At 59.8% G+C, this 23689-nt stretch carries 14 protein-coding genes; 8 read left to right on the forward strand and 6 right to left on the reverse strand.

The genetic code is table 11. The annotated features are described in order from the left end of the window. Positions 1–12 precede the first annotated feature (12 nt). The 4 genes from HJO_RS02005 (at position 13) to HJO_RS02020 (ending at position 6743) form a co-directional block, all read left to right on the forward strand. Entirely contained in the window at positions 13–3318 is a 3306-nt protein-coding gene (locus HJO_RS02005; RefSeq protein ID WP_051617987.1) for an amidohydrolase family protein, read from the forward strand. A 29-nt stretch (positions 3319–3347) separates the two neighbouring features. Further along, positions 3348–4064: a hypothetical protein gene (locus HJO_RS02010; protein WP_035613012.1), complete on the forward strand. Its 717-nt coding sequence runs from the start codon at positions 3348–3350 to the stop codon at positions 4062–4064. 175 nt (positions 4065–4239) lie between these two features. Next, complete coding sequence (locus HJO_RS02015) at positions 4240–4995, forward strand: AraC family transcriptional regulator (protein ID WP_035613014.1); 756 nt, start codon at positions 4240–4242, stop codon at positions 4993–4995. 122 nt (positions 4996–5117) lie between these two features. After that, entirely contained in the window at positions 5118–6743 is a 1626-nt protein-coding gene (locus tag HJO_RS02020) for a tetratricopeptide repeat-containing sulfotransferase family protein (RefSeq protein WP_051617988.1), read from the forward strand. Positions 6744–6880: 137 nt separating this feature from the next. Here the strand turns inward: HJO_RS02020 and HJO_RS02025 are convergent, their stop codons facing one another. Genes HJO_RS02025 through HJO_RS02035 form a run of 3 tightly spaced genes read right to left on the reverse strand, consistent with a single transcriptional unit; the run spans position 6881 to position 14510 of the window. After that, a complete protein-coding gene (locus tag HJO_RS02025; protein WP_035613016.1) occupies positions 6881–7108 on the reverse strand; it encodes a hypothetical protein in 228 nt (75 codons plus the stop codon). Positions 7109–7143: 35 nt separating this feature from the next. Beyond that, positions 7144–12201: a vWA domain-containing protein gene (locus tag HJO_RS02030; protein WP_162173746.1), complete on the reverse strand. Its 5058-nt coding sequence runs from the start codon at positions 12199–12201 to the stop codon at positions 7144–7146. 5 nt (positions 12202–12206) lie between these two features. Then, positions 12207–14510 (reverse strand): hypothetical protein, encoded by a 2304-nt coding sequence (locus tag HJO_RS02035; RefSeq protein ID WP_156945384.1) that lies wholly within the window; start codon positions 14508–14510, stop codon positions 12207–12209. A gap of 264 nt (positions 14511–14774) precedes the next feature. Between HJO_RS02035 and HJO_RS02040 the strand changes: the two genes are divergently transcribed. After that, entirely contained in the window at positions 14775–15221 is a 447-nt protein-coding gene (locus HJO_RS02040) for a hypothetical protein (protein ID WP_156945385.1), read from the forward strand. Positions 15222–15335: 114 nt separating this feature from the next. On the opposite strand, the gene HJO_RS02045 is transcribed toward HJO_RS02040, so the two are convergent. Continuing rightward, entirely contained in the window at positions 15336–17828 is a 2493-nt protein-coding gene (locus HJO_RS02045) for a serine/threonine-protein kinase (RefSeq protein WP_035613022.1), read from the reverse strand. A 212-nt stretch (positions 17829–18040) separates the two neighbouring features. Here HJO_RS02045 and HJO_RS02050 point away from each other — a divergent pair, with 212 nt between their 5' ends. Beyond that, on the forward strand, positions 18041–18814 hold the full coding sequence (locus HJO_RS02050; RefSeq protein ID WP_035613024.1) for a hypothetical protein: 774 nt from the start codon (positions 18041–18043) through the stop codon (positions 18812–18814). Between the two features lie 22 nt (positions 18815–18836). Here the strand turns inward: HJO_RS02050 and HJO_RS02055 are convergent, their stop codons facing one another. Both HJO_RS02055 and HJO_RS02060 read right to left on the reverse strand, forming a co-directional pair. Further along, positions 18837–19391, reverse strand: a complete 555-nt coding sequence (locus HJO_RS02055; RefSeq protein WP_051617990.1) for an ECF-type sigma factor — start codon at positions 19389–19391, stop codon at positions 18837–18839. 102 nt (positions 19392–19493) lie between these two features. After that, positions 19494–19958, reverse strand: a complete 465-nt coding sequence (locus HJO_RS02060) for a hypothetical protein (protein WP_035613026.1) — start codon at positions 19956–19958, stop codon at positions 19494–19496. Positions 19959–20242: 284 nt separating this feature from the next. On the opposite strand from HJO_RS02060, the gene HJO_RS02065 reads away from it, so the two are divergent. Both HJO_RS02065 and HJO_RS02070 read left to right on the forward strand, forming a co-directional pair. Then, the gene (locus HJO_RS02065) at positions 20243–22591 is read left to right on the forward strand and encodes a glycoside hydrolase family 3 N-terminal domain-containing protein (protein WP_051617992.1); all 2349 of its coding nucleotides are present in this window, start codon (positions 20243–20245) and stop codon (positions 22589–22591) included. Beyond that, positions 22592–23686 (forward strand): SMP-30/gluconolactonase/LRE family protein, encoded by a 1095-nt coding sequence (locus HJO_RS02070; protein ID WP_206741790.1) that lies wholly within the window; start codon positions 22592–22594, stop codon positions 23684–23686. It abuts the gene before it with no gap. Positions 23687–23689 lie beyond the last annotated feature (3 nt).

Genomic DNA, 23689 nt, shown 5'->3' on the forward strand with positions numbered 1-23689 from the left:
GTGTGTGGAAGAATGCTGATTACCAGGTTCGGGGAGCGCCGGAAGGGCAACACGCGTCTCGCAAGCCTGGCGGCGGTCGCCTTTCTCGGGGTGCTGTGCGCTTGCGTGCAAGGGCAAGTCACCGAAGATGTTCCGGTTCGTCAGGTTGTCGTCTCAAAGGCCTATACCGACGGCGTGTCCGGCCGTCCGCCTGTGCCCGTCGCGAAAACGGGCCAGACGTTGCCGATGGAACCTGCACGCCGGATACGGTTCGAGACAACGGAAGGCACGGCGTTGGCACTCGACGTCGCGCCCGATGGGGCCAGCATCATATTCGATATGCTGGGCGACCTTTACCGGCTGCCGATCGCAGGCGGGGTGGCTGAGCCCATCACATCGGGCATGGCGCTGGATACGCAGCCCGTCTTTTCGCCCGATGGTTCAAGCATCCTGTTTCTCAGCGACCGATCCGGTGCGGAAAACATCTGGCTTATGGATGCAGACGGAACGAATCTGCGCCAGATATCCTATTACGACGATGACCCGACCTTCGTGTCGCCGGAATGGGCGCCTGACGGACAGTCCATTCTTGTCAGCCGGTACTGGGCTGGTCGGAATGCCTATGAACTCTGGCGGTTCAAAGCCGTTCCCGGGGATATGGGGGAGGTCGTCCGTTCGACTGATACAGACGACGCGACCCACATGAGTTCACTTGGTGCCGCATTTGCGGCCGATGGCGCGTCGATATTCCTGGCATCCCTGTCCGGGGCATCCCCTTCGTTCGAGGAATTGTCCGCCTGGGAAATCATTCGCAGGGACACGGCGACCGGCGAAGAAACGGCGATCCTTCCAACGGACAGCGAAGGCGATCATGTCGTGCCGCGGTTTCGTCCTGCGGCTTCGCCGGACGGCCGCTATCTGGCGTTCGCAGAGCGGCGCCAAGGCAAGACCAGGCTGAATGTGCTTGAGCTTGCCACGGGCGATGTCCGGTGGCTTGCAGACCTGGACCCGGACTCGCTTGAAGCATCACTGTGGCACGATGCGATTCCACGCTACGATTTCACGCCGGACAGCGCACATCTCATTGTCAACCGAGAGGGGCATGTCCAGGCGATTTCGGTCGAGACCGGTGACATCCAGGCAATCCCGTTCACCGCAACAATTGATCAAGGGCTTGGGACGCTTGCCCGGCATCAGGCAATCATCGAAGACGGGCCGGTTATCGCGCGCCTGATCCAGGCGCCTTCGGAATCGCCTGATGGAAAGCAAGTTGCGTTCTCGGCGCTGGGTCACATTTACATTCAGAACCTGACATTGGGCGGCAAGCCGCGACGACTGACTTCAGGTTCGGTCACAGGCTACCATCCCGCATGGTCAGCCGATGGTGACTGGATCGCCTCGGTCAGCTGGACCAACGCGGACGGCGGTGCTGTCTGGATCACGTCTGCAGATGGCAAGACGACAAGGAAACTGGATCTGCCACCCGCGTTTTACACCCACCCGGTGTTCACGCCCGCCGGTGATGCGTTGCTGGTTATCCGTTCGCCTGCTCAGGTGCGTCGCGAGACATACATGGAGTACGGCCAGTTGCGAGACGCCGACTTGCTTCATGTGCCGCTCGATGGCGCCGAAACAAGTGTCCTCATGTCGGGCCGTATCGGTGGCACGCCGCATTTCCGTGGACGTCCTGACGAAGTGCTGGTCAATACTGACGAGGGCGTCAAGGCGATCTCGCTTGTCGATAGTGTGCAAACGGATGTGACTGAGGCGGTCGGTCCGAACTGGTATTTTGCGTCGGAGGCCGCCGACGCGGATGACCTGCGGGTCTCACCCGATGGCCGGTGGGCGTTGGCCCAGATTACCCAGCAGCTGCATCTCTACAAGCTTGACGAAGGGCGGGATGAGCCGTTCGACCTTTCTGCACCCTCGGCCACCCACGTTCAGTTGACAGAGGTTGGTGCTGACTATTTCGGATGGAGTGCTGATGGGCAATCGATTCACTGGGCTGACGGCGCGACCTATTACCGGTTGCCGCTGGACGACGTTGCATTCGAGCGTGGCAGGAACGAATCCGCGGCCGCCCGATATTCCGTTATGGTCGAGGTGCCTCGCGATGCACCCGTCGGTGACTTGCTTCTGCGGGGGGGCAGCGTCATCCCCATGACCGACCGCAATGACCCCGGAAAAGTACTCGCCAATACAGATATCCTGGTTCGGGACAATCGTATCGTTTCGATCACGAAAGCCGGCGAGACAGGTGCCGGCCCCGATGTGCCCACCGTGGACGTCAATGGCAAGTACATCATCCCGGGTCTGATCGATGCGCATTACCATGTTGCCGACATTCGCCGCGATGTGCTGGATACAGATGTGTGGGGCCTGCGCACCGGCCTGGCCTATGGTGTGACCACCTTGTTCGACCCGTCATCCCTGACGGTCGACATGCTGGCCTATGAAGACTTGGTCGAGTCTGGTGAGGTCATCGGGTCGCGCCTGTTCACGACGGGCACCGCCGTGTTCAATTTCAATGATTTCCGGAGCCGGGACCAGGTACGTTCGGTCTTGAGTCGCTATCGCGATCATTACCGACTCTCCAACCTGAAACAGTACCTGTCAGGCAATCGCCGCGTCCGGCAATGGGTGTCCGAGGTGGCGGACGAACTGGGCCTGACCGTCACGACGGAAGGCCCGCTTTCCTTCAAACTGGGCCTGACCCTGATCATTGATGGCTATTCGGGTGTCGAACATGCCATGGCGCCGGTCGTCCACTACCGGGATCTCACGGAGTTTTTCGCACAGAGCGAGACCAGCAACACACTGACACTGATGATCACCCATGGCGGCCTTCCGGCGGACAAGGTTTATATTGCCCGAACGGACCCGCTCTCGGATGCCAAGTATGCCAATTTTGCGCCGGCCTGGTTTCGTGAATCCCGCTTCCGGGACGTGACGGCGGATGCGCCAGAGGACTATCTTTATCCCCTCGTGGCGAAGAGTTCTGCCGACATGTTTCGTGCAGGTGGCGTCGTTGGTCTCGGCGCGCATGGCAATATTCCCGGTTTCGGAACGCATTGGGAAATGCAGGCCTATGTGGAGGGTGGATGGACGCCGGCTGAAGTGCTGTGGGCCGCCACGATGGGCAATGCCAGGACGATCGGCCGGGACCAGGCGCTCGGCAGCCTTATTCCGGGAAAACTCGCGGACCTCGTTGTGCTGGATGAGAATCCACTCGATGACATCAGCCATACGCTGGCCATTCACTCCGTGATGAAGAACGGGCGGCTGTATGACGACGAGACGCTTGAAGAGATACCGGCGGTACATTCGTCCCGGCCCTGAAATCGCAATCGAGACAAGGACCAGCCATCATGCGTGCAATCATTGCGGCAACGACCGCGATCACCTGCCTTCCCTTTGCCGCTGATGCCGAGAGCAAACGCTTCTTCTTCGACGCTGCCACGTCGTCGGCACTGCTTGATCGCGGTGAGCAGATAGGGGGCCATACGGCGGAGTTTTTCGCGGGTGCCGAAGCGGCGGCGGGGGACCTGCTTTTGTACGCGACGGTCTATCGCCTGCTGCCGGTTGGCCCGGACCGGGCCGCTTTCGACAATGAGACCGACTATTCGGTTGGCGCGATCCGGGAAGGGCAGGGCTATGTTGTCGATGTGTCAGCGAACTGGCTGACCTATCCCGGAGAGCAAGAGGCAAGCAGTCTGGAACTTGCTGCCTCCATCTCTCTGGACTTGCCGTTCGCGCCCGGGATGGCGGCTTTTCGTGATACCCACACAGATGACTGGGGGCTGGAGGTGTTTGGCGGCCCGCAATGGGAACGGGATGCCTGGTCGTGGTACGTTTTGGGGCGCGTTGGCTTTGTCACGCCCGGAGATGGATCTGCCAGCCGCTCCTATACGGGGGTGGAAACCGGCGCTGTCCGCATGCTCACGGATGAGGTGGCGTTGGGGTTCCAGTTACGAGCTGAAGCCGCAGACGAAGACAGCTTTGCGGACACGATCGGCGCCAATGGCGTCACTGCATGGCGCAATACCGGTACGTCTTTCGGTGTCAGTCTGTCCTACGCGCGGTAGTGCCTCGTCGGCGGATTCTGACAAGGATTTGGGCACAGGCTGACCGAATATTGGCCTGTTGCGCCGAATTCGGGTATTATTTTGCTTGATCGGGCCACAAAATCCTTCATCATCTTGTCACAGTACCCGATACTGGCATCGCTAGGGGAAAGGCACACTTTCCGGGGAGGACAGGATGAAACGAACTCTCGATCTTGACCTGAACGAACGTCCGGTCGTTGCCCTGGCCGACGAGTACCCCGCCGGTTTCGTTGACAGCGCCCATTCGCACGAACGTATCCAGTTGCTGTATGCATCTGCTGGCGTGATGTCGGTCGTGACGGATCAGACCAGCTTCGTGATCCCGCCCCAGCGGGCCGTGTGGATTCCCAGCCTGGTGCGCCATGAGGTTTCCTGCCGGGGGCCTGTGTCACTCCGCACGCTCTATATCGACCCGAAGTATGAGCGCGATGATCCTGACTGTCACATCGTGGAAGTTGGCACCTTGCTGAAGGCACTGATCCTGGAAGTGACCGCTTTCAGTTCCAGCTATGATCTCGAGGGCAGGGAAGGCCAGATTGTCAGCCTGTTGCTGAGCGAGTTACTGGCATCACCCAAGGTGCCCTACGCGGCACCGATGCCAACTGACCCGCGACTGGTGCGCGTTTGCCGCGAGATAATCGACCATCCATCCGATCAGCGCGACATCGACAAATGGGCTGACCTGGCCGGGATGAGCCGCCGCAGCTTTACGCGTGCATTCAAGCGCGAGACCGGCATGGGCGTCGCACTCTGGCGCCAGCAAGTCCGCCTGCTTGAAGCCTTGTCATTGTTGTCGACCGGCTCGAATGTCACAACGGCCGCACTTGATGTCGGCTACGAAAGCGCAAGTGCGTTCTGCGCCATGTTCCAGCGCGCGTTTGGCGTGTCTCCAAGCCGCTACGAGTTCTGAGAACGCGAGAGGATCGAACGGTCTCGACGTCTCGCACGGTTTGTAGTCCACGTATGGGTGTGCGGCCGGTAACAACATGTGTCGTTGACGATGGCAGACGGTGAACGGCATAGAGCGCTTACATGACGATTGATAATCCGAATTCCGGGGCCGCGCGTTCAGGCCAGCCTGCAAGGTTTTCGCCGCTTCATGAAGCGCGGCGGTTGCTCGGCGGAAAACGCTATCGTGAGGCCCATGCGCTTTGCCGGGCAATGGTCGAACAGGATCCGGACTGCGCGGATGCCTTTTATGTGCTCGGTATCATCTCCTACGAGCATGGCGATTTTGAGCGGGCCCTCAAATTGTTCGAGGTCGCAGTCCAGAAGGGACACCCGGAGCCTGGGCCCCATGTCCAGGCTGCTCGCTGTTTCGCCCACCTGAACATGCCGAAACAGGCGCTGGCGCGGATTGATGCTGCGAAACGGCTGAACCCGGTGGACAATTATACGCTTGCTTCAATCGGCGCGACGCTGAGCCGACTTGATCGCCATGAAGAGGCTGTGGTTTTTCACCGCAAGGCGACGCAAGCCTCGCCCAATGATGCTCTCAGCTTCTTCAATCTTGGCTCGTCGCTCCAGTTCATGGGGGACTTCAATGGAGCGAAAGAGGCTTACCGAAGTGCCTTGCGGATTGCGCCCGCGTATACGCCGGCCCGCGTGCACCTGACCCTGCTGACACAGCATACGCCGGAGCATAATGACCTTCCACTGCTTCAGGAGGCGTGGGAGAAGCGCCATCCCGATGATGCAGAAGGCGGCCTGCAACTCGCCCACGCCATTGCAAAAGTTCATGAGGATCTCGCTGACCCGGAATCAGTGATGATCTGGCTCGATAGAGGCAAGGCCCTGATCCGCCAGCTTGTGCCGGACCAACAGGTGCAGGACAGGGCAAGCTTCGACGCCGCGAAAACACTCGCCCATGCCCTGGAACAGGATCCGGATACGCCTGCGGACGGACCGATCTTCATCGTCGGTTTGCCCCGAAGCGGAACTACCCTGGTAGACCGCATCATTTCCAGCCATTCCGAGATCATTTCCGCTGGGGAGCGGACCGAGTTCGGAGCCTGCCTGCATCGCGGCACAGGGGAAGCCAGTCGGGACATTCTTGACGCTGATGTCATTTCCAGGGCCGCACAGATTGACCTTTCAGCCGTCGGGGAAAGGTATCTTGAGAGTGTAAGAGCGATTTTGGACGGGCCCCAACGCTTTACCGACAAGATGCCGATCAACGCGTTTTTTGCTCCCGCAATTCTGGCCGCGATTCCGACGGCCCGCGTGATCTGTTTGCGGCGCCACCCCGCAGACAGTGTGCTGAGCATCTATCGCCAGCTGTTTGCGCCAAGCGCCACGCATTTTCGCTATGCGTATCACCTGGAAAGCCTGGCCAATCATGTTGTGGCGTTTCATCAACTCATCTCGACGTATGTCGAGACATTGCCGAAATCGCGCTTCATGGTCATTGATTACGAGAACCTGGTGGAGAATCCGGGTGCGGAAACAAGGCGCCTTCTGACGTTCAGTGGGCTTGCCTTTGAACAGGCATGTCTCGATTTTCACGGCAATGCCGCACCAGTGGCGACGGCCAGTGTCGCTCAGGTGCGTCAACCGATGTACACGTCATCGAAGGGCCGTTGGGTGCGCTACCGGGAGCAGCTTCAACCCGCGCTCGAAATACTTCGGGAAAACGGGTGGATGGGGCAGGCGGACTAGGCCGCCTTCACTTGTTCAAACGTCAGTAGGCGTTACGTTTGCGAGTGCATTGGCATTGAGATGTGCGAACGAAAATCTGACTTGCGCCCATGGTTCAGGATGAATGCCGGGATCATCCTGTCGGTTGTGTCTTATCCTCAGGGCGTATCGGCAGATGACGTGCCTGCCGATGCATTGTGGACGTTGGGCACCTTCCATGCGGCCAGCCCGCTTTTCCGTCGGACCTGCATGGTCATTTCGTCAGTTCTTGCCGGATCGCCCGATACGATCATGAGTGAAATCTCGAGATACTGGCGATCAGGGCCGCGCGCGAAGCCGGGAGCATCGCTTCCAGTTTTTACCTGATCCGGAAGCTGGTACTTCATGCGGATGGGCGCCGAACCGCGGAATTGAAGTGCGATCAGTTTGGAACGATCTTCGTGGTTTTTGACGCTGTGATCACGAATTGCCTCGGCGCCATGCCATCAACGTGCAGATCATATTTTCCCGCCACCAGTTCGATGGGGTCGCCACCGGAGGTTCCGCTCGCCACGCGTTCGCCGTCCTGGTAGACGGTAAAGCGAACTCGCGATGTGTTTGCCAGGGCGTTCTCAAGATCTGCGCCATCAGCAGCGTCGACATAGATGCCGCCTCCCGCCTTGGCCCATGCTTCAAAGGGGCGCCGGTCGACTTCCGGTTCCAGCGCGTAGCTGACCACGTCGATTCGCGCCTCAATTCCTGCAGCCTTGAGGCTCTGGATTGCCTGAAGCGGAAAGCCCCCGCATGTTTCCTCCCCGTCGGTTATCAAAAGGATCGAAGCGGAAGCAGGCGTTGTCACGCTTTGCAGATCCTTCGCGGCGGCGAGCAGGGCCGCTCCGATCGCGGTTTTCGCATTGTTCTGGGGACGAACGGACTTGATCGAAGATGCCAGTCGGTCATTGTCAAACCGTGTGACGGGCTGGATGAGGTCCGTGTCGCAGGAACTCGGCTCGCCGCCGAACACGCGCAGTCCGACGTTCAGTTGTTCTCCTGCCTGACTGCGCGCCAGTTGCGAATTTAGGTATTCGGCCAGCGCGGCCTTGGCGATATCAATACGCCGCCTGTCACCCAGCCGCTTCAGCATGCTGCCCGAGGCGTCCAGTATGATGAGTTGGCTGCGAACTGTTGTCTTGGGGTCTGGCGCCATCGCCGCATCGACTTGAAGGAAGCCGGGTTTCAGAACGACCACCTCGCCTTGGGCGCTCACGGAATAGGGTTTGGGGCCGAGCAGCCGCGCGGCGACCCGTGCATATGCTACCGATATATCCTCGCTTTGCAGCACAAGCGAAACCTCGCCGCCGGTTTGGCCGGCCCAGAATGAGGCGCGGGGCTGTGAGATGGATGGATCCTGAAAGGTGGAATTTGAAGGAGTCTTGACAGCAAACACCCTGGCCCGGGCGGCGTGGAGTGCTTCGACAAGACCTTGCTTCGTATCGACATCGCCGTCGGTAATGACAACGATTGCGCGCGAGCCCTCCCGGTTCTCCAGGAGTTTTGCTGCATCCAACAGGGACGATTCGCCGGCACTATTGCTGCCGCCGTTATAGTTCGCGAGAAGCGGGCGCAGCGTTTCGGGATCGGTGATCCAGTCATCGCGTGCCCAGTCCCCTCCGAACGACTTGAACTGGACGGCGTCGCGCCCGGTCACCATATCGTCAGCGAAATCGATAATTGCGCGTCGAATTTGCGGGATTTGGCTCGCTATGGATGCGCTCTGGTCGATCAGGAATACCACCGAGCGCTGGGGTTCGGATATTTCGACGTCAAGAAAGCTGCCCGGAGTCACATCAAATGTGTACGTAACTTCGGGGCGCAGCGGTGAGCGAACGATTTCGATCGGCTCTGTCTCGTTACCCGAAGAGTCCCTTGCGGAGACTGCAGGGTCGAAGCCGGCGCTGCCGCGTGCTGTGATCTTGAGCCTGTTTGTCTGGCCTTCTGCCGGCACGCGCCAGGTATCGGTACGTACGCCGAATTCGACGGAGCCGTCCAGCAAGGGTGAACCCGGTACCAGTGCGCGGTGGCCTGGATCAGATGTGACGTCGGGTCTTGTGCCATTTCGCTCTTTGCCCAGGACGGCGCCAACAAAGCGATCCAGCCATTCGTGAACAGAGGCCAATGCCTGCTTCATCGTGGCCAAATCGAGTGCGTCGGGTTTTGCCACGGTCTTGGCGGTCGCGAATTCACCCCAGGTGCCAAGCGCGGACCGGTAGGTCTCGTCCTCCGGTCGTTCAATGAACTTCATTATCATCGGGGCGAGGAAGTAAGCGCTTTCGGGGTGCTCGTATTCAACTTTGACGGCGCGCGCAGACGACCATTCGGGTAGTTCGTACCGGATGGTCTGATTGGGCTGTGGTTGCGCTGGCAAGTCAAATCGACCGATTTCATGAAAGGGGCCGATGGGGCCATAGGCCGAAGCAGAGACGATGGCCGCGCTTGCAAATGGCCACCCATCGTCGGGGAAGGTCGCCGGATATACCGCCTCAACGGCTTCGATGTCGGCTTCCAACTGGTTGCGGAACGTGATGGCATTGTTGAAGTCTGTTGGGTTTCCCATGTCACCGGGGAACCGTGTGACACTGCCTTCGGCTGCGTCAATCTGGAGGTGCCGGTTGGCTTGCATCTTGCGGTTGCCCGATACAAGTGCACCAAGTTCCTTGTCTGCAATATTGAGGTTGTTGAGACCGGAATGTCCGGGGCGAGCGATCACTTCGAATCCGCTAAGCGAAACTCGGCTGGCGTCCCCGCCTCGGCGATCAGTGGCGCGTAGCCTGACCTTCAAGGCATCAGCCGGGCCACCGGGGAATGCGTAGTATGCCGTCTGACCCCATTCCTCGTGCGCGCCGACCAGGACTTCGCGCCATTTCTTGCCGTCGCTTGAGACATCGATGGCAAAACCGAGAATGCCCTGCGGTGCATCCAGACGTGTATTGATGCCAATTCCGGCAATTGGAATTGGCTTGTCTCCGGGAAGGTCCAGTACCGGGCTGAGCACCTGCTGGCCACCACCTGAGAGTAAGCCTTCGTGATCGGTTCCCTGCGTTATGAAACCGTCGATCAAATTCAGGAGGTTACCTGCACCTGCGGGATTCCCACGCGCGTAGTCGCCATCTTCACCAACGCTGATGCCACCACTTTCCAGCCATTGCGCACCAAGGCTCGTACGCGCCACATTGATGCCGCCGGCCAGGGCAGGTGGCACCCGGCGCGCGGGTATTGCACCGACTGGCGCGGTGCGAAAACCCACCTTCAGATGGTGTTCGGTGCTGGCGACGATCGCGTCCTTGTCGGTGCGGACGGCGACAAAAAAGGGAAGGTCGCCATCGTAGAGGTCATCCGGAAGCAGGAAACTGACGACTTTCGTGGTGGATTCACCGGCAGCGAGGGACACGCTATAGGGGATGACTTCAATACCGGAGCGGGCGAACCAGAAGTCGAGTGTGCCGGATACGGGTTGCGTGGATGTGTTTGTGATGTTCAGAACCGCAGTCACCCGCTGGCGGAAGATGGAATAGGCGCTCACTTCTGCGACACGTGTCACGGCCAGTTTCAGGGCGGACGGAGTGGTAACAGGGAAGGGGTTGGCATAGCGCGCCGACAGTTTGTATTCAGCGGGACTTCCCGTGCGCGGTTCGATTCTCAATTCGTGCTCGCCGGCGGGAATTGAAACCGTTCGTTTCCAGCCGCCCGGCTTGATGATTTGGCGGTCGAGGCTGGCGGACGCGTCGTCCGATGCCACTGAAAATGTCATGTAATATTCAGATCCAGGTGGCACATCAATCGACATTTCCACGAGCGCATTACGTGGCAAATACATCGAGAAGCGATCATCATCGCCCGTTGGAGAAACGCCTATTATCGGCTGGCCGATGGAAAGGCGACGAGGGACGTTCTCATTCGGCTCGCGCTCGGAATCTGCCCTCGGGCTTCCCAATGGCTTGGCGATAACCTTGTAGTCGCCTGGTGTGCCGTAGATGCTGATATAGACTGGGCCGGGCTCGAGGTAGACATCGGGCGCAACGAGGCGACGTGTATTTCCGCCGTGCCTGCGGATATCGGCAATCTTGCCTCTGGCATTGCTCAATTCAATTTGGCCCACCGACTCGCCCAGCACCATGATGCGCCAGAGTTGACCGACATCACCGGTGTTGAACCCGATCGTATCGGTATCGTCGCTTGTCGAAAGCGCGCCTTGGATCCGGAACGCACCTTCAATGATCGGCTGGAATCCAGGAGAGGAATTGGGTTCGAAAACCGTGTCCTGTGGGTTTGCCGTCAAGCGCTCAAGAGTTAGCTCGTAAAGTCCTCCGAAGTATGAATGATTCACGACGGTCAAGACAGTGTCTTTGCTTATCCGGAATGGAGAAAAGCGAATATCCCTGCCTTCGAGGCATTCGACGACCTTGTTTGTCTCTCTCAAACAGAGCCTGATATTCACGGCGCTGATAACGTGTACACTCGCCGCGCCGACCCCCGCGAGTTTTGCCAGGCTGAATCTATCTTCGTCCCTGGCGTCAAGCGGCATTGTATAAGTCTGTCCGATCGACAGGCTTGGTCCGGTGGAATACTTGAGGTCCGAATTGGGTTCGATCGGCCCGTCGGCATACTGGCTGGGCTCTGCCACGAGACGCCAGCTTCCTGTTTCTTCATCGTCCCTAGATCTTACGCAAACAGCGCTGTCTTTCAGCCGAATGCCCGAGATCGCCAGAGAGCCTTTTCCGGAACGCGCCTCGGCCCGATTAGCCTTGGCCGAGTAGACGTACATTTCCACCGAACTAGTTGGCGCGCTGACAAGGGCCAGGTCGACAACTTTGTTGGCCGAGAGGAGGGCCGGCGTCATACAATGCGTTTCACCATTGGCTGGCCCACTCACATCGTTTCCGACGGGGAGCGCCTTGCTTGGGGCATTGGGAAGCGAAGCGGGAGATTGCACCGGTACAATCCGCTCGACCGTGAGCGTGACGTCCACGGGGTTGAGTGGTGCAAGCCCCAGATAGATGCGGCCGGGCTTGAACGTCGTGGCGGGCAATCTCGCAGTCCGGTCCCCAAATCCACGCGTGGAATCGCTCAGCAACTTGGTGCGGGCAGTCGGTTGGTTGCGCTCATTGAGCTCGATCGTGTTTGCTTCCAGAACGATGCTGACGGGCTCGGCGGCCTCAGCGGAGAGCTTGTAGATGTCGGCGGTATCGGTGACGTCAAAATGATAGACTGTGCTCTCAACGAGTTTGAGTTTGACTTCGGCCAGCCCGTCCACAAATTCGAGCGGCGTGCTTTCGAGGGCCGGAACTTCTGATGTTCCGCCGAGCTTGGACAGGTCGGGGACCTGACTCCATGCGGCGCTGCTGCTGATCTGTGCACCGAATGCTACGACAAGGAGACCATTGCGCAACTGCTTCGTCACCCAGCGCATCGACTGCTGTAAACCCTCCATAATTGATTGCATCTGCATTACTCTAATACAGCGCGGCAGACGTAGTCTGGTAATGGTATGGCTGCGCCTACTATTCCGCCGTAGACTATTTCAGTCCCCAGCGCTCCTGTCAGGTAAGCGAGCCCGCTTGCTCCCAGTTCAGTTATTCTTGACGCCCAGTTTGCGTTTGCTGCGGCTACGAACTTTCCTGCGCCAGCAGCTATCAACAAATTGCCGGCAAGACAGCAAACCCGCATCGACGGGTTGTCAGGATAAGATGCTTCGCAAGAATACGAAGCGTAACCGATGCCGAATGCTGTCACCGCACTGGACGCTGACTTCAAGAATGCGGCGTATTCCTTGGTTACTTCTCCTCCATTGGGGCCCATGCCCAATGTTTGTCCTGTGCGTGTATCTATCCGCCACCAAAGAGGTGTACTCTCGTGCTCAAGCAAGACGAGGACGGAGCCCTGTTCGAAGTCGTCATTTAGACGATCACGAACCAGCAACGATACATTCGCCTGATCGCTCCAAGCTTTCAGGGAAGCCAAGTCCGGCAGAACCGCTGTGACGTCCCGTAGCCTCCAGTCACTTGTAGTTGGACCGGACCCGAGTGCGTGTTCAGCGATGGTGGTGCGGATACCTTGTTCAAAGTTACCGGTGGGGTTAACAAAAACAGTTCCATTCGTGTGAGCCAGAGACAATGTTCCATCCGTGATGATATCGATCGTTTGGCGCATTATGCCTTTTGTGTTGGCGACGTGTTGAACACGTCGCATCGAGACCATCGGTCCGGTCCTGACAAGCCATCGATCATGCTTGCCGTTCTGGTTGAAGATGCTGCCCAGCGTAAGCATTTCCGTCCAGGAAGAGATGGATTGATCTGCTTCAAACGCGGGATGGGAAGCTGCGTCCTCGGGTGTGATCTTTCCCTCAACGATCCCTTTGTAATAGGGTAGAATCCTCGCGAAATCCGCTGCAGACTCCAACGTGTCCTTTATCGCGCGAGCACCATTTTCGGGTCCAACATCCACGTCAATTACACCATGGAAACTCACCAGACGGCTTGGCGATTCAGGCATTTCCTGCCTGAAATCCGTCAGGCGACGTTCCGTACTGGTCGATGCTCCACCAGGTGAGATGTGGACCACCGTCAAAATCACGCCGCTCAGCCGGGGGGCAGTGTCGGCTTTGCCGGTCGTCTCGTCCAACCCGCCCAGCGCGTCGCCATATTTCGATCCGACAGTCGCAAAGATCGCTGGGCCTGCGGCAACATCCTCCGCTGATGCAGTCAGCCCCTGCAATGTAAAAGCCTGCCCGCGTTCGGCAGGCGCCTGGTTCATGATCGGAATGAAATAAGCGGCTTCGCCGTCGCTACGGACGGTATCGGGCGCGATTCCGATATCGATTTGCGTCAGGGCAAGGTTGGCGGCTGGTCGGCTATAGGGGGACATGATGCTGATGCGCTCGAGCTTGTCACCCGTCTTGCGCTCTATCTCGAGGCGGATTTCGATCTTGTGCAACCTGTCATCGGGCACCGTTCCGGCAATGAATTGTTCAGGCTCGACCTTGGGCGCAGCAGCGTTCTGGAAAGCTGGATGTACATCGACCCAGGGGTCATTTGGCGTATTCCTGTAGCGGACCCAGACATACTCTTCAGCAATCTGAGCGACGAGACGATCTGTCTGAGCCGCATCAGTCTGGGCAATGGAAATGCCTGCCGTTGCGAGGCTGGCCGAGAGACTTTTCACGAGCTGCGACACATCTCGATCGGCCGCGAGTGTATTCTCGTCGGCATTCTGTTCCATGTCACGGGCTTCGGCGATGATCTCGTCCAGGCGAGATCTAGGCACGAATGGCTTGAGCGCTTCCGTAACGTCTTCGACCATGAGCCCTGTTGCCAGAGGTGCCCTGTCTTTGAAGCTGACTTGAAGGAGGCGTTCAGCATCCTTCTTTTCGAGTGTTCCCTTAACGATCATGGCCTCGCCCGCCATGCTGTTGATCAGGGCGGCCAGAAGAACAGCCTGGTCCCAGCTTGAGCCCGCCGACGCGGAAATCGTGCCTTCCGGCCCCCGCATCACGCCGAGGTAGGGATCGTAAGCAATATTGTCCCGAACGAAATCGGCGGCTGTCGCGACGTCATAATCCAGGCTCTCTGCCAGGCCATCAACGTCATAGAGTTCCAGCGGAATCTTCGATGAGAGGCCCCTGTAAGCGTCTGCGATGGCGCGTGCAGCGTCGCGTTCTGCGGCCGGTGCGATATAGGTGCGTGGTGCGGCGGTCGCGCTGAAGCTGAACGAAAAAGCGAAGGCTGCGGCGAGCACTTTCAGTTTAAGAGACAAGGGCGTCTTCTCCTCTTCGAGATGAATTTCGGTGTGCGAAACCAAGCCTTACCGTAGCGCCGCACACTCGCCGCGCAGAACTTTATCGACCAACTTCGCGAAAACCGACGGTTCTTTCCTTTTAATACGCATTGCCGAGGCGAAATCCGCCAAGGAAATTCAAGATCACCCTGCAACAGCATTGATGATCGCGCCAAGTATTTTGGCGGGGTCGACGTGCCGAACGCGTTGAGAAGAACGGGGATGCAGAAATTGGAGCAAGAAATGCCGTTACGACCAATCCATGGAAGGGCGCTTGGGGCGCTGTGCGCCGTCGCTTTCGGGCTGACTGCCTGTGGCCAGACAAATGCGGATTCGCTTGCGCCGGAGCAGAAAGCGAACGCAGCAAGTGCCGACGCAGTGTGCCTTGAACGCCTGCCGGACGAGATTGCCGTGCCGGACGCATTCGTCGTTGAGACCTGTACGCAATCCGAAAAGATGACGACCTTTCGTGGGAGGGCGACGCCTGCGCAAGACATTGATGCCGTCTTCGGCGCCCTCAAATCAACCTACAAGGCGGCTGGATTCACGCTGTATGACAATTCGAATGGCAAAATTCGCAGCGTCATTTTTGGCGGATCGGGACACCGAAAAGGGGAGATCCAGTTGAACCCGAAAGACGGTTTCCTCGCGGTCGCCGTCAATCTGTATCCACTGGAAATGGAGCAATAGTCCGGCGGGTGGAAAGCCATGAGCCGCCTGGGCTGCGGCCAAGCTGGTGGGCTCCTGACGCGACGGTGTTCATGCCGTTCGTGGCCCTCTCGTGATCTCGATCCGGATCAATTCTCAGGGCTGAACGTCTAGCCCCAGTTCGCGCCCGGCTGACTTGCACGGCGCGACATAGTTAGAAGGTGCCGCCGTTTGTGTTTCCAGCGCGCGGAGTGCTGCGTCGAGATACGCCCGTGCGCCGGCCCGGTCGCCGAGGCCGAGGCGGGCCAGGCCAACGCGGCAACGCGCCACCTCGGTCGCGAAATGGCCCGGGGGAAGTGATTGGGAGAGCGCGTCAAAAGCATAACGCGCATTCCTCTCGGCCTCGGTGTAACGGTGCAGATCGAGCAATATCGCTGAACGTGTCAGGGCTGGGTACGCTCGTCGAGGGTGCCCGGCAGGCAATTTATCGTCAAATATGGCCTCCGCCTTCATGAGGCTTGCGAGCGCGTCCTGCGGCAGACCCGCCTGCACCTGAGTGACAGCGAGGTTCTGATGAACGTCCCCGACCTCCAGATCGCCTTCGCCTGAGAGCGAGATGCGGGACGCCAGGATCGTCTCGTACAGGGTGATAGCTTCGTCGTATGATTTGGCACTCGACAGGGCGTTCGCGAGATTGTTCTGATGAGACAGTGTCGACGAATTGAGTGGGCCGAACGCGCGTGTCGACAAGGCAAGTGCGCGCCTCTGAGTCCCTATCGCCGCGTCGTGATCGCCAAGATCACCCAGTATGCGCCCGAGATCAGACAGGGGGAGTGCGAGGCGGGGATGGTCGGGGCCGTAGGTTGACTCTGTCAATGCGATGGATGCCCGGATTTGTTCCTCAGCCTCAGAAAGCCTGCCCAGTTCTCCGAACGCCCGCCCCAACCCTGACCGCGCTTCGATCTCGCCATTGGTGGAGCCGGCAGCGAGCGCGCGGGGCAGGGCCTCCTCGAACAGAACGCGCTGCTTTACCCATTCGCCCGGGTGCGACCATGCGGCAGTCAGGAACGTGTCGAGCGCACTTAAATCGCCTTGTGGTGCCGCGCGGGCGATGGACAGCGCCTCCTCGATCTGGTCGGCGCTCTGGTCGTCTTCGCCCAGCTGAATATCCAGCCGGGCGCGGTAGGCCAGGGCTGCTGCATATTGACTGGAACGCGACGCGCCTGAAGCCTTTAGAAGAGAGACTGCCTCGTCGGCGAGTTCTCTTGCCTCCTTGAGATTGTCGGAGCGCTCCTTTGAGCGAGCGACCCAGCCGATGAGTTCCGCCTGCAGTTCCGGATCGTCAGTCAGGCGTTCGCGCACATCATCGAGGGTTGGTTCGAGAATGGACGCCGCATCGCCGACATTCGACTTTACGCCGTCCAGTTCCAACGGGTCGATCCTGCGGAACAGGTCCAGCAGGACACTCTTGCCACGATCGGCGCGATCAGCTTCTGCGATCGCATTGGCGCGTTCGGATTCCAGAGCGCGTCCGTGTGCCGAAAGCATCACGCCCCATCCGACCGCGCCCAGGATCAGCAACGCAGCCAGGCCCGATGCCGCCCGGTTGTGTCGCACGAACCGGTATGCTGCCTCGGTTCGCGTGTCAGGCCTGGCGGCAGGTGCGCGCCCCCCAAGCACGGCTCGAATATCGTTGGCGAAGCTCGCCGCCGACGGATACCTGTCCTCGGGAGCCTGCGCCATCGCCTTGCGAATGACAGCCTGTGTGCCGGCAGGCAGCGCCAGGCCCGTGCAGAGTTCGGAAAGGACGCGGCCCAGTTGGTAAATGTCGCTCGCGGTCGTCACCTGCTCCAGGCGCAGCTGCTCCGGGGAGGCATAGTCAGGCGTCATGGCGGTCGTTCCGTCAGGATCGCCGAGGCTGCCGGCGAGGCTGGATACGCCGAAGTCGAGCAATCTTGCCCGACCGTCATCCGACACAATGATGTTGTCCGGTTTGATATCGCGATGAACGATCAGTTTGGAGTGCGCTGACTGCGTCGCGTCTGCAACGTCTGCGACGAGTGCAAGACGACTGTGCAGGTCCAGACCGGCCTCTCGGCAATAGGCGGTGATCGGCCGCCCCGGCGCCATGTCCATCGCAAGCCAGGGCGCGCCGGTCGCGGTTTCGCCGCCATCGAGGATGCGTACGATTCCTGGGTGGTCAAGCGTCGAGAGGATTCGGCGTTCACGCAGAAAATGGCGAATGGCCTCGCCGTTCTGCACACCCCCGCGCATGACCTTCAGGGCGACTGTCTGTTCGTATCGGCCGTCATCACGGTTCGCTTCGTAAACGACCGACAAACCACCGACTGCCAGTCGCCGAAGGATGCGCCACGGACCATACCTGGCGCCGATGCGGGGATCCTCAGAGAAGCCCTCTATGTCGGTCGACACCTCGTCGAGCATCGCGGCACGCAAGGTGTGCAGGCCTTCAAACCGTGAGCGGCTATCGCGCTCGCGTTTGAGCAGCTGGGTTGCACGTCGAAGCACGTCGGGCGTGCTGGCGAGTTCATGCTGTAACCATTCTTCGCGTGCGTCCTCAGGCAGCTCCAATGCTGCCGAGAATACATCGTCGAGGCGATTCCACTGTGACTTGTCTGCGGTATCCAAGGCGTGTCTTTCTGATCCTTCGGGAGTGTCTCGCTCACGACGTCGGTTATCAAGACATCAATGCGCCATCGCGGCCCACGCGCATCCCCTTTCCCAATCCCTTTACGCAACCACCACGGATATTCCGCCACGCAGAGTCATGTGGCGGATCACGGCACGAAGATGCGTTTGACACAATAGGGCGCACAACAACACAAAAAGGGAATTACACCATGCTTCGATCAAAACTGGCCTTGTCCGTCGCTGCTTTCAGTGTCCTCGCGGCTGCCGGTCCGGCCAAGGCGCAGGAGATCGCCGTCTTTGGACCCCCAACAGTCTCCTATCAGGGACAGCGAACAATCGTGACAAACGAGGCGAGCCTGAGCCAGACCGTTTATTCCAAGCCCGGCAAGAACCGCACCGAAATGACCATGGAGGGCCAGACCCTGATTCAAATCTGGCGGGATGACCTGCAGACGATGTGGTCGCTTTCGCCGCAGCAGGGCTTTGCCATGGAGATTCCCTTTGGAACCGATCAGGCCAAATCACCTCTCGATGGCCTGGATGAGCAGACTGCCGTTCTGGAAAAGCGTTTCATCGGGCAGGAAACGGTCAACGGCGTGGTGACAGATCACCATTTTCTTCGGGCGAGTGTGTCCGGGGGGGGCACGACATCCGGCGATGTCTGGACCACGCCCGAGAACATCACGGTGCGCATGCGAATGACGCAGGTTGAGCCGGGCCAGCGAGCTGAAAATATAAGCTACGACCTCAATGGGCTGCAACGGTCGTTCCAGGCGGACCACCTCTTTGAAGTGCCTGCCGGTTACCAGATCATGTCCATGGGAACAGGCGGCATGCCGACCGGTTTCGGAGCCGTTGGAGGCTATGCTGGCGACGTCGCGGGTGATGCAACCAATGCCGCAAAGGACGAAGTTGACCGTCAGGTGCGCGGAAAAGCGAAGAGCGAAGCCGCCAAGGCCGTGCGCAAGATATTCAAGTGGTAGCTTTCAAGGGACCGTTTGACGCTCAGGTCTGTGAATCGAGGAATTCAGCCAGGTATGTCCGGGCGCGGGCCCAGTCGCGCTCGACCGTCCTGACCGATCGCCCGAGTGCGTGTGCGGTTTCTTCGACTGTGAATCCCGCAAAGAACCGGCATTCCACAATGCGCTCGAGATCCGGCGCTTTCCTGGCGAGCGCAGCCAGCGCGGCGTCGACGTCCAGGATCTGGGTTTCCGCCGTACTGCCAGGTATCTGATAGTCGTCAATATTGACGTGCTCGGCACCGGCGCCGCGCTTCTCTGCAAGCTTGCGCCGGGCATGGTCGACGAGTACCTGGCGCATGGCGCGCGAAGCGGTTGCCAGATAGTGATTCCGGTCAGCAAATCGCCGGCCGCTGTCAGTTGACAGCTTGAGCCATGCCTCGTGGACAATCATTGTTGTATTCAGCGTTGCGCTGGGGCGCTGGCGTCCGAGCTGGCGGGAGGCAATACGCCGAAGAACGTCATACGTCTCGGCCAGGAGCTCTTCCGAGAGGCTCAGAGAATGGCTGGTCGGCTCTTTTGGAGCGTGATTGGCTGGCATGATCGTCAATGCGGGTCCCCATGGAACGGGCCCTGACAAAGCCAGGACCCATTCTACGGGTAGGCAAGAAGCATCGCCAATGCAATCACAAGTTCGGGGTGTCTATTCCGGTTCCGGGTCCATGATCAGGGACATCGAGAATGTGGCGGTGCCGTCACCAAACATATCCATGACCATGATGCTGGCATCGTCCAGCCCGATCGTGTCGAAGCGGATTAGCGTTGCATTCCCTTTTTCGATCTCAAGGATTTCGTAGCCGTTCTTTTCGATCATCTCGGTGAAGAAGGCGACAGTCGACTCGACGGTGTCATTGACCTGCCCGTCCACCTGGTAGTTCCGGCTGGCATATTCAGGGGGCTGGCCACCCGATGCGCTGACAATGCGGGTGCCCACGGGGAAGTTGATCGTTTCAGGAAATCCTTCCGGCAGGGAGACCTGTTCGGGTTCCGTGGACACGTCAGCTGGAGCTGGGCCATCCGCGACAGCCGGCCCGATTGGCACGATACCAAAGGCACCGGTCGCGATGGCAGAAAGCAAAAGGCGGCGCTTGAATACTGATTTCGTCATGTTGATTTCCTCTTCTGACAGCCGCGAACGGGCCCATTGGATAGAACGCAATTGGCACGAAGTTCCCGCCATTCGTGCTGTCAGGCGGATGCAGGCGGGCATGTCACTGGCGAGCGAAGGAACTCGCTCGGGTTGGGCCGCCGCTGCCGATCCCACCAATTGTTTGACACATGCTGCATCTGATGCCAGCTTTGCTAGCGCTAACAAAAATAACAAAATCCGCGGAGGATGGGATGGAAGATCCCCACAGAGCACCGTTCAGGAAGATGCTTTGGAGGTCATGCTTGGGAAAAGCAGCCGTCGTGATTCTGCTGATCGCTGCATCAGGGTGCGGACTGACGGGGGCGGCGGCGCCCCTGAATACGGAACTGGCCGACGAGGGAAGAACCACGGCTGGTCAGGCGACAGCGAACGGCCTTCGCGGGGCAGAGCGTGTGGAGTTTATCCTCGAGCGGATGGCGGTCGAGGAGAAGCTCGGGCAGCTAAATCAGATGGCGGGCGGGCGACAAATTGCGCTCAATTCGCGGATCACGGATGCCGAATACGACCGGGTCCGGGCGGGCGGGGTTGGCTCCTACCTGCATGTCGCCGGAGCAGAGTTCCTCGGTGGGCTTCAGCGTGTTGCAGTGGAGGAAAGTCGGCATGGCATTCCGCTGCTGTTCGCGATGGATGTCGTGCATGGCTACCGCACCATCTTTCCGGTGCCGCTTGGCATCGCGGCGACATTCGATACCGTGGATGCGGACCTCGCCGCGCGGGTAGCGGCGGTGGAGGCATCTGGCGCAGGATTGCACTGGACCTTTGCCCCGATGGTGGACATTGCGCGCGATGCACGCTGGGGGCGCATCGTGGAAGGTGCTGGAGAGGAACCCTTCTTCGGGTCGGCAATGGCGCGGGCGCAGGTGCATGGATACCAGGACGGGGACCTGACGCGGGCGGACACAATCATCGCCACCGCCAAGCATTTCGGCGCCTATGGCGCAGGTGCAGGCGGGCGCGACTATGACAGCGCCGATATTTCCAGGCGCACGCTGATGGATGTCTACCTTCCGCCTTTCCGTGCTGCAGCAGAGGAAGGTGCCGCGAGCTTCATGGTGGCATTCAACGATATTGGCGGGGTGCCGACCACGGCGAACAAGGCGCTCCTCAACGACCTGCTCAGGGACGAGTGGGCGTATGAGGGACTGGTGGTCAGCGACTGGAACGCCGTGCCGGAGCTGATGAACCACGGCGTTGCGGAAACGCGCGCGCAAGCGGGTGCATTAGCACTTTCGGCCAGTGTGGACATGGAGATGACAAGCGGTATCTATGCTGGCGACATGCTGGCCGCCGTGAAGGCCTCGCCCACGCTGCAGGCGGCGCTGGATGCTTCAGCCCGGCGTGTGCTCATGGCCAAGGAACGCCTCGGCCTGTTCGATAATCCGTATGCCTATAACGATCCGGACCGGGAGGCGGCGGTGATGCTGACACCGGACCATCGGGCGGCGGCGCGGCATGTTGCGGAACGTTCGCTGGTGCTGCTGCGCAATGATGAGAGGCTGCTGCCGCTCAAGGCCGCGCCGGGCAAGGTGGCTGTCATTGGTGCGCTTGCCGATGATGCGCGCTCCATGATTGGCTCATGGAAGGCGCAAGGGCGCGAAGAGGACGTGATCACGCTGGTGGACGCCCTGCGGACGCGGCTGGGCGAGGCGCATGTCGTTTATGAGCCCGGTGCGGGTGCGCGCGATCCAGCCGATCCGGCGGCGATCGGACGGGCCGTTGCTGCGGCTGAAGCAGCAGATGTCGTCATCCTTGTGACGGGCGAGGATTACAATTTTTCGGGCGAGGCGCGCTCGCGCTCGGATATTGGTCTTCCGGCATCACAACGAGTGCTTGCTGAAGCCATCCTGGCAACGGGCAAGCCCGTCGCAACGGTGTTGATGACCGGGCGTCCGTTGGACCTTGGTCCACTGGACCATGAAGGCGCTGCGATCCTTGTTGCCTGGTTCCCCGGAGTCGAAGCAGGGCCGGCCGTCGCGGACGTGTTGTTCGGCGATGTGTCGCCGGCTGGGCGTCTGCCCGCATCCTTCCCGCGCCGGACCGGGCAGTCACCTTCCTTCATCGGGCATTATCCGACGGGGCGGCCTGCTGACGAGGACCTGTCGAAAGACAGTGCGCGCTACATGGATACCCCGATCACGCCTGCCTATGCCTTCGGCCACGGGCTCAGCTATGCGACGTTCGAGTATGGCAATCTTCAGCTGTCGGGTGACACGCTGGCTCCCGGCGACACGCTGACAATCAGTGCAGATGTAACAAACACCTCGCGTACGGATTCCGATGAGGTGGTGCAACTTTATGTGCGCGACCCCGTCGCGCAGGTCGCAAGGCCGCAACAGGAGCTGCGCGGGTTTGCACGGGTGCCGATTGACGCAGGGAAGACGAAGCGTGTGGCGTTCACGCTGCGGCCGGAGCAATTCGCCTATTTTGCGCCTTCCGACAAATTCGAAGTGGATGCGGGGCGGATCGATTTTGGCATCGGGGCGGGGTCAGCCGACATTCGCCTTTCGGGCAGCTTTCAGATCACAGCACCGGTGATGGCAGGCGGTCCGGCGGCGGCGTTGGCGACGCCGGTTTCGATTTTGGAGGAATGAATGCAGTATAAAAGGCACCTGTCCACGGTGATGGTGATTGCCGGACTGATGGTTATGGCGGGTTGTGAATCCGAGAGGCAAGCGTGGGAACCGACGCTGCCACCTGCGAGCCTTGTGTATGCACAGCCGGAGGGCGCCGGGATTGTGGTTCTCGATACAGCGCTTGCAGCGGAGGTGGTCGACGAGGGGGCGAAGGTCGAACAGCTGACGGAGGGCGCATTTGGCTGGTCCGAGGGGCCGGTCTGGATCCGGGATGGCGCATATCTTCTGTTTTCGGACGTCCCTGGAAATGCGATCCACAAGTGGAGCGCGGAGGCCGGCCTGGAAACCTTCCTTCAACCTTCGGGCTATGTCGGGGAGGACACGGACGGCGTGTTCCGGGAGCCCGGCGCGAATGGCCTGATCCGCGGCGACGCGCCGGGCACGATCCTGTTGGCCGACCATGGTAACCGGGCAATCGCGCGGCTCGATCTTGAGACAAAAGAGAAGACTCTCCTGGCAACACATTTCGCCGGCAAGCGGTTCTCCAGCCCCAATGACCTCGTGCTGGCAGGAGATGGTGCCATCTATTTTACCGATCCCCCCTACGGCCTCAGGGACATGGATACGTCGCCGTTCAAGGAACAGACGTTCAATGGCGTGTATCTCTGGCGACCGGATGAAGGCGGCGGCACGATCAGCGTGATCGATGACAGCCTGACCCGGCCGAACGGCGTGGTGCTCTCGCCGGATGGCAGCACGCTTTATGTGTCAGTGTCGGACCCCGAGGCTGCGCGGGTTTACGCCTACACTTTGGGAGTGGATGGACTGGCCACGGATCGGCGCGTCTTTGTGGACCTGACGCCAATGGTGCAGCAGGGCTACAAGGGTTTGCCGGACGGCATGGCAGTTGACGTTGACGGGCGCGTCTACGTCGCCGGGCCTGGCGGCGTGCATGTGTTCCTGCCGGATGGCACGCCGGTCGCGCGGATCGTGACTGGCACGCCGGTGGCAAATTGTACGTTCGGCGATGACGGTCACACGCTCTACCTGACATCGGCGGCGTTCCTCGCGCGCGTGCGGCTGAAGGCAACCGGTCTCGGCTTTCGGGACTGACGG

The sequence above is a fragment of the Hyphomonas johnsonii MHS-2 genome (assembly GCF_000685275.1).
GTDB lineage: Bacteria > Pseudomonadota > Alphaproteobacteria > Caulobacterales > Hyphomonadaceae > Hyphomonas > Hyphomonas johnsonii.